At 63.9% G+C, this 7,677-nt stretch carries 6 protein-coding genes; 5 read left to right on the forward strand and 1 reads right to left on the reverse strand.

What is annotated here, in order from left to right; genetic code table 11:
* Nucleotides 1-167: 167 nt before the first annotated feature.
* From NA11_RS40055 to NA11_RS40075, 5 genes are all read left to right on the forward strand, one after another.
* Nucleotides 168-1,049, forward strand: coding sequence for a cyclase family protein (locus tag NA11_RS40055; protein ID WP_069167327.1), 882 nt, complete (start codon nucleotides 168-170; stop codon nucleotides 1,047-1,049).
* 70 nt (nucleotides 1,050-1,119) lie between these two features.
* A complete protein-coding gene (locus NA11_RS40060) occupies nucleotides 1,120-1,527 on the forward strand; it encodes a nitroreductase/quinone reductase family protein (protein WP_069167328.1) in 408 nt (135 codons plus the stop codon).
* Nucleotides 1,528-1,664: 137 nt separating this feature from the next.
* Entirely contained in the window at nucleotides 1,665-2,363 is a 699-nt protein-coding gene (locus NA11_RS40065) for a nucleoside/nucleotide kinase family protein (RefSeq protein WP_069167329.1), read from the forward strand.
* Between the two features lie 694 nt (nucleotides 2,364-3,057).
* Nucleotides 3,058-3,477: a DUF7668 domain-containing protein gene (locus tag NA11_RS40070; RefSeq protein ID WP_218023473.1), complete on the forward strand. Its 420-nt coding sequence runs from the start codon at nucleotides 3,058-3,060 to the stop codon at nucleotides 3,475-3,477.
* Nucleotides 3,478-3,822: 345 nt separating this feature from the next.
* Nucleotides 3,823-6,762 (forward strand): tetratricopeptide repeat protein, encoded by a 2,940-nt coding sequence (locus NA11_RS40075; protein WP_069167331.1) that lies wholly within the window; start codon nucleotides 3,823-3,825, stop codon nucleotides 6,760-6,762.
* Nucleotides 6,763-7,410: 648 nt separating this feature from the next.
* Here the strand turns inward: NA11_RS40075 and NA11_RS44445 are convergent.
* Nucleotides 7,411-7,677 (reverse strand): helix-turn-helix domain-containing protein (locus tag NA11_RS44445; RefSeq protein WP_167837845.1); only part of this gene is annotated, 267 nt, incomplete at its 5' end.

Consider the following 7,677-nt stretch of genomic DNA (forward strand, 5'->3'; position numbering starts at 1 on the left):
CGAGCATGCCAAACATGTTGTCCGGCAGGATCGTCCGCCGCGATCCTGGTCGTGCTCGATGGAGTACCGTCGATCTTGACGCGCGGATCCGCCGGTATTGCGGGGGTGGCGCGCCGCGACAGCAGACGACCTCGTCCTGATGGATCGTGATGAGAGGGCCCAACCACATGGCCGATCCGAATGACCTTGACCTGCCCGACAACTGGGGCCGGTGGGGATCCGACGACGAACTCGGCACACTCAACCTCATCACCGACGACGTGCGCGCGAAGGCCGCCGCCGAGGTGCGGACCGGTCGATGGGCGTCGCTGGCCCAGCCGATCACGCCCAATCCGATGATCAGCAGTCCGTTCGCGCCCACGACGGTGGAAATCTCTCCCGTGCAGCAGATGATGTCCCACACGGGGATAGGCGTGGCGGCCGATCTGGTGGTGGTCACGAACCATCACGCGAAGTCGACGCACATCGACGCGCTGGCGCACTGGTCGACCGGCAACGAGGTCTACCCCGGTCGTCCGAGGGACCAGATCGTGACGGCCGCAGGCGTTACCTTCGCCTCCACGACGGCCTTCGCCGCCGGAATCGTGACGCGGGGGGTTTTGCTCGATCTGGCTGTCGAAGGGCCGCTCCCGGCTGGGTACGCGGTGACATCGCGCGACTTCGAAGACGCCGAGCAGCGGCAAGGCGTCGAGGTAGGGTCGGGTGATGCGTTGGCGGTGCGGTTCGCCTGGCCGGCCGACCCGCTGATTGCAGATAGGCCGACTCCGGGAATCAGCCTCGACGCGGTGCGCTGGATGCACCGTCGCGGGGTCGCCCTCTACACGGGCGACAGGGGCGACGCCTACCCGGCACTCGACCCTGACGGGCCGTCCCCGCTGCACGGCGTCGCACTGGGCCGAATGGCGATGCCGCTGATCGACGGGTCACAGCTCGACGACCTTGCGGCGCTGTGCGCGGAGCTGAAGCGCTACAGCTTTCTGCTCACCGTCGGCCCGCCGCGCATCCATGGCTTGACCGGCGTCATGGTCAATCCCATCGCCGTGTTCTGATCGCGCAACCGCGTCCGAGCTGGCATTTTCGTTGTCCCGCATCGACATCCGAATCAACGATCGGAAGGGAATGTTCGAGTACAACCCTGAAGTCATCGCCGAGTTCCGTGCCAACAGCGGCCGGGTCGGCGGCCGATTCGCCACGCTCGATCTGGCATTGATTACCACTGTCGGCGCCCGAACCGGCCTGTCGCGCATCAGCCCCGTCGTATATTTCACCGACGGCGGCGACATTTTCGTCATCGCCTCTGCCGCCGGTTCCGACCGGAATCCGGCCTGGTATTACAACCTCGTCGCCAACCCGGAACTCGCCGTTGAGGTCGGTGCCGACAGGTACCGGGCCAAAGCGACGCCCACCGAGGGCGAGGAACGCACCCGGTTGTTCGCAAAGGCCGTAACCGTCCAACCAGGTTTCGCCGAGTTCGAGGCCAAGACCCGGCGGCGGATCCCGGTGCTGCGGATCACCCGAATCAGTTGATTTGTGGCCTGACCGCGGAACTTCCGAGAAACGTCCTAGCCGCTGAGCGAGTGATTATGGGGTGCTGCCGTGACAGGTTCGGTCCAGAGCGCTCAGTTGCCGGTGGCGGTTCCGGCGAACCCGGCTAGGGTCAGTGCATGAGGGAAAGGGGGCGTATTCATCGTTCGGTCTCGACCTGGCAACAACCTGTTCCCCCGCCTGCCTCACCCGAGCGCGCCGCGTTCGTTGCTCGAGTCGCCGAACGTGTTTTGGCACTGGGTCACCATCGGCTGACGGTAGGTATCGACGGATTAACCGCCTCGGGTAAGACCAGTTTCGGCCACGAACTTGCCGAACGAATCGCCCGAGCCGGGCGGCCGGTGCTGCGGGCAAGTCTGGATGATTTCAAGAACCCCTGGCGTGACCGGCACCTCTACGATCGTGAGTCTGGAGAGGGCTACTATCGCAACGCTTTCGACTATCCGCGCATTCGGGCACTGCTGCTCGAACCGTTCGGCCCCAACGGTTCCGGCGAATGCGCGCTGTGCGCGATCGACCCTCTGACCCAGATCGACTACGCCTCGATACTGACCGTGGCCGACGACGACGCGGTGCTGATCGTGGACGGCGTCTTCGCGTTCCGCCCGGAGATCAACGAATACTGGGACTTCCGCATCTGGCTGGAGGTATCCCCCGAGATTTCGGTCAGCCGCGGCACCGAGCGGGACAACGACGAGACGATCCACCGCGACCGGTACCTACCGGCCGAACAGATCTACCTCGCCGAGGTCGAACCATTGCCTTTTATGGACGTCATCATCGACAACTCGACCTTCGCCAATCCTCTGCTCTTGTAGCGGATGCTCGTGCCGATCGGCTCACCTCCACGCTCATCAACTCAGCTGCCGAACATCCTCAATTGCCGCGACCCGCGCGGACCGAAGACACGAGCGCGGGTTTGCGGAAGACCAACAGGCAGAGATCATCTCAGTGTCAGCAACCCACCATGTTGCCGATGTGCGGACGTCCGGAGACGAACGTCGATTCCACCGCGAGGAGAGCTGGGCAGACCGGCGGCCACCTCATGCCCGAATCCGCACCTCAGCCCCAACACGGCCTGCACGACCCCGAAACGATCAACCGGGGATCAAGCGGGTGGATCCGGGCTGGAGTCAGCGCACCAGGCAAGAGAGGGTCTCACAGTACCTGTATCACCAGGGTCTCCCAGACGTCCAAAACGCGTGTCGACCTGGTTGAGGCGAAAGCGCCGACAACACTCCATGGACACGCCCTTCAGCTTTACCCCCATCAGCTCGATTCAGCTGTCCGTATGCGCGACCGTGTCGGCGCATTCTTCCACGGCAGAAGGGACGGAGACCAATGATGGACAACCAATTTGCCACTCACACAGAACGTTTCGATCTGAGTGGGAAGTACGCCTATGTCACTGGCGGCACCAGGGCATTGGGATGACGATAGCGCGATTCGGTCGCGGATCGTGGCCTGTGCAGATGCTTGATCCAACAGCCAGGTTGCCAGGTAGGTTGGGGGGTGACACGAGAAACGGAGCAGCACATGGAGTTTGGTGTGGCCGGCGGTGGTCCACCTCCCGTCAAGGACGACGGTGAACGCCCGGTTGCCGACGTCTGGCGACCAGTGTTCCGATCGATCGTTCGAGCGCTCGTGTGTCAGGACTATCGGCTCATCGGCGAGATCGACTCCGTCGATCCGGTGTCAGAGGAGACCGCAGCACACATTCGAGGCAACGTCGCGGCATACGGGGCAACCCTTGTCGAGTTGCCTGACGACACATGGAACAGTTCGGTCGCCATGTGGACAGGCAGCGACTGGGATGTCCTCGTTGATCTGTGGACGGCCGAGGAGGGCCGGAGCGACCTGTGTCTGAGCACCCGTGTACACGAGACATACTCGGGCTTCAGATTCGCGATATACATGGTCTACGTGCCTTAAACGGTTTCATAGGACAAGGTGTCAGCCACCTTCTCTGTGCCCCCGACCCAGGGCACATGATGACCGACGGGATCCTCAGCGACGTTCGGCCGGCCATTGGTTACGCTTCGCGCGCACCGTGAGGGGCGACACTGTGCATCAAATCTCCGACGGCAGTCGTTCACGATCCTGACGCCACCGTTATTCGGGCAGGCGGCACTGTTCACGAACTCTGGCAACGCCCAGCCTGCCCCGACGACCGCCCAGCGGCATCATCGGCTATCTGGTTCTGCGCCGCAGCGGTGATGGTCGGGCGTGCGACGCGCTTCGGCCCATGGATCCGCGCTGGGTGTATGTTCCTGGCACATGGGTGGTGAGAGGCTTGCGCTGATCATCGCGTCCGAGTGCGCTGCGTTGGCGGCTCTGGAGTTCCCGGGGCCGTTAGCGACCGAATTGCATGCGCGCCTCTGTGATTCGGGTGGCTGGCAGGACGCGATCGGACATTTGGGCCCGGTACTGGACCCAACTGTCGACGAGCTTTGGGCCGTGATCGACGAGGCGTTCGCCGTCGCGTCGCGGCAGCGGGCGACGCTGCTGATCAGTTTCATCGGGCACGGCATTATGACCAACCCTGAGGATTTCTACCTCCTCGCCCGTGATTCACCGGTGCCGCCGACGTCGCGTACTGCATTTCACCTGACTCAGGAGATCCGGGAACGGCTGGACACGGCAACGATTGACGGGCTGATAGTGCTGGTCGACGCATGCGACACCGGTCAAGGGGTGCAGGGAGCCGCCCGCCGGTGGAGCGATCTTCTGGCCCGCTCGCAAGGTCGTATGGAGTTGCTGGTCGCCGCCGGCGACGGGCCTGCCTTCTCAGGCTGTTTCACCCGCACTATGGTCTCCACGTTCGATGCCGGGCTGAGGTTGCGGGGAGAGAACTTGTTGCCCTCGGATCTGGTCGATCCGATCGCGGGGGCTTGTACGCGCCAGCAGCCTCAGCACTTGTCGTTCACCAGTGGCGCGGAAACGTCAGCTCCCGGCGGTGACCCAGGTTTGTGGTTGGTGCCCAATCTCGCGCGTCGCCGCGACGCGGTCACAGGTCGTCCGGGAGCCGGTTTCGTCGATCAACTCACCCGCATGTTGCTGTTGACTGGCACTGTCGGAGATCGACTCACCGAGATTGTCGAGACCAGCGGTCGTCGGCTGCGAGCGTTGGTCGGTCCACCAGGGTGCGGCAAGTCCACGCTCATGGCGATGCTTGTCCGGCCCGGTCTTGTCGAGGGGTTGCCGATCGCGCCGGAATATGTGACTGCGGCGATCTTTCTCACGGTTGCCAGCTCGCTCGAGTCCGTCGCGGTCGAGCTATCGACTCAGCTGTGTGAGAGAGTGCCCGGTTTCGCGGACGCCCTCCAGGCGGCCCGCGAACTCGCAGAGCGAAGCGAAACTGCTCTCGATGTGTTCGATATCGAGGTTCGTCAGCCGCTGATGCGGATCGTCAGGCCCGGAGGTCGAGTCACGATCGTGTTCGATGGACTCGACCAGCCTGAGCAGGGCAGCCGAGAGTTACTCGTGCGCGCGGTATCCGGTCTCACGTGTGAGGACGTGTTCACCCATGTGCGTGTCATCGCTGGGATCCGTGCAGGTAGTGGCATCGAGGACCTGCCTGCCCTCGCCCACATGTACCGCATCGACGTGCCCGAGCCCACCCCCGCCGAAATCGCCGAGACGGTGTGCGCTTCTATGCGGAGAGAACACGATCGCGTCGGAACGGCGGAGTGGACCACTTGGATCGACGTGCTGTTGGCGCAAACCTCAACGACGATCGGGGAGGCTCAGGGGGTTGCGGGGGGCTGGTTGGTCGCTCGGCTGCTGATCGAGCTCGGCGACACCATCACCGGTGAGCACGTCGCCGACGGTATCGACTTGTCCACCCTGGTCACGAGTCGTATCCGCAGGGAGGTCGACGCGACGCGCGCGGGCTACGGAGCGGCGATGGGGTCGCTGCTAGGCATCCTTGTCGCGGCCGGCGCCGGACCGGTATTGCCGCTGGAACTGCTCGCTTTTGCCTTGTCGGTCTGCGGTGTGTCATGGACGATCGCTCGTATCCGCGACGTGGCCGTCGGTCTGGGTGTGCTCCTGAGCCGCAGCCACCCCGGCACGCCCCGCGAATCACTCGGCATCACCCACAATGCCCTTATACCGGCGTTGCATGCCGAATGCCGGTTGCTCGGTACGGACATCGAGCAAGCACACCGAGCGATCACCGCCGCGATCGAGAACGTCACCACCGAGCAAGCTCGCGAATATGCCCGCGGATCAGCTGTGCGTCACTACCTTTCTTACGGCGACTCGACTGCAGCCGTGTCGTCGCTCCGAAGCTTCGATACACCTCGCGCTGCGGACAACCGCGATCGTTGGGCGGCATGGCTGCCACTCTTCGTCGCCACTGCCGGACCCGATCATCCTGACACCCTCACCACTCGTAACAATCTCGCCCACTGGCGGACAGAAAGCGGCGACCTGGCCGGGGCCGCCGCCGAATTCGAGGCGCTGCTCACCGACGATTCACGGGTGCTGGGGCCTGATCATCCCGACACCCTCACCACCCGTAGCCACCTCGCACATTTACGCGGAGAACGCGATGATCCGGCCAGGGCCGTCAGCGAACTCGAGGCAGTAGTCGCTGACCGGCTGCGGGTGCTGGGCCCCGACCACCCACATACCCTCAACACCCGAAACGACCTCGCCAATCAGCGTGGGGAAAGCGGCGACCTGGTCGGGGCTGTCACAGAATTCGAGGCGATAGTCGCCGACCATATACGGCTTCTGGGACCAGACCACCCCAGGACCCTCAACACCCGTGCCAACCTTACCTTTTGGCGTGCTGAAAGCGGGGACCTGGCCAGGGCCGTCAGCGAACTCGAAGCGCTGCTCGCCGAGCAGCTGCGGGTGCTGGGGCGTGACCATCCAAAGACTCTCAACACTCGCGGAAATCTCGCCTACTGGCGTGGAGTGAGCGGCGATCGAGCTGGGGCTGTCACTGAATTCGAAGCGCTGCTCGCTGACTATCTGCGGGTGCTTGGGTCTGATCATCCTAGGACTCTCCAGATTCGTGGAAGCCTCGCCGACTGGCGTGGAGGCAGCGGAGATCCGTCCGGGGCCGTCACCGAACTCGAGACGCTGCTGTCCGAGCAGTTGCGGGTACTCGGACCTGACCACCCAGACATCCTGACGACCCAAGCAGATCTCGCCCACTGGCGTGGAGCGAGCAGTCCCCCGGCCGCAACCACCAGCGATGAATAAACCAGATCGCCACGCGACAAAGGCCCTAGCCGCGCGGTCGAACCCGTTCAAGAGCTGCTCGCGGTCCATCGGCACCTGTGGATCCGAATGTGAGCTGCTCGGTAACCGGCTATCCGAGACAGTCGGCGGGGCTCTGCGGAAGATCAACGGGGAGAGATCATCTCAGCATCAGCGCTTACCAGGCATGGTCGTCAGGCCGTTGTCGCGGAACCAGCCGTCCAGCCCGGCGGAAACTCGTTCCGACGTGGGATCGCCCTTGATCATCGCGCTGACGCGCTGACGCGCTGACGCGCTGTGCGATGGCGGGCAGGAATCCGACCAGCAGGGCGGGTAGCAGGAGTCTTCGAGCCAGAAGCTCCCGAGCCGATGTCACCTGTGGCCGACGCACAACCGAGATGTTGACGCGGACAGCATGTTCGTTACCGCGCGGGACACCCGGTCGATCGGTTTCGATAGCGGCGTAGCGGAATCCGTGTGCGAGGTTGCATGCAGAACAGTCCATCGGACCGCGCCCGAGACGGCTTTCGCGCTCGTCGCACACGATCCGATCGAGGGCGGCGTCGACAATCCGCCAGTCGTGTCGGTCAGGTTCGGCGACAACGAGTTCGGCGAGGTCGAGTTCACTTTCAGTCCGCCAGTCGGTGACGCTCACACCGGGATGGCGTGCTGGGTGACGTAATGCAGGATCAGCGTTTCGATCGATCGACGGAAGGAGCTCTGCTGCCGTTCGCTCAAAGTGCTTGCCAGATCGCCGATCTCGGCTCGGACCGCGTCGCGTACCAGATGCACGACGGCTCGGCCTGCGGCGGTGACGGTGACATGGACGGCGCGCCGGTTTCCGGGGACGGCGATTCGTTGCACCAGGCCGCGCCGCTCGGCTCGGTCGACCAAGCCGCTGACGCTGGACTTCTCCAG

The organism is Nocardia altamirensis NBRC 108246, assembly GCF_001612685.1.
Classification (GTDB): domain Bacteria; phylum Actinomycetota; class Actinomycetes; order Mycobacteriales; family Mycobacteriaceae; genus Nocardia; species Nocardia altamirensis.

Coding starts and splice junctions, on each gene's coding strand:
- NA11_RS40060 (WP_069167328.1), top strand. CDS start 1,120: ATGTTCGAGTACAACCCTGAAGTCATCGCCGAGTTCCGTGCCAACAGC.
- NA11_RS40065 (WP_069167329.1), top strand. CDS start 1,665: ATGAGGGAAAGGGGGCGTATTCATCGTTCGGTCTCGACCTGGCAACAA.
- NA11_RS40055 (WP_069167327.1), top strand. CDS start 168: ATGGCCGATCCGAATGACCTTGACCTGCCCGACAACTGGGGCCGGTGG.
- NA11_RS40075 (WP_069167331.1), top strand. CDS start 3,823: ATGGGTGGTGAGAGGCTTGCGCTGATCATCGCGTCCGAGTGCGCTGCG.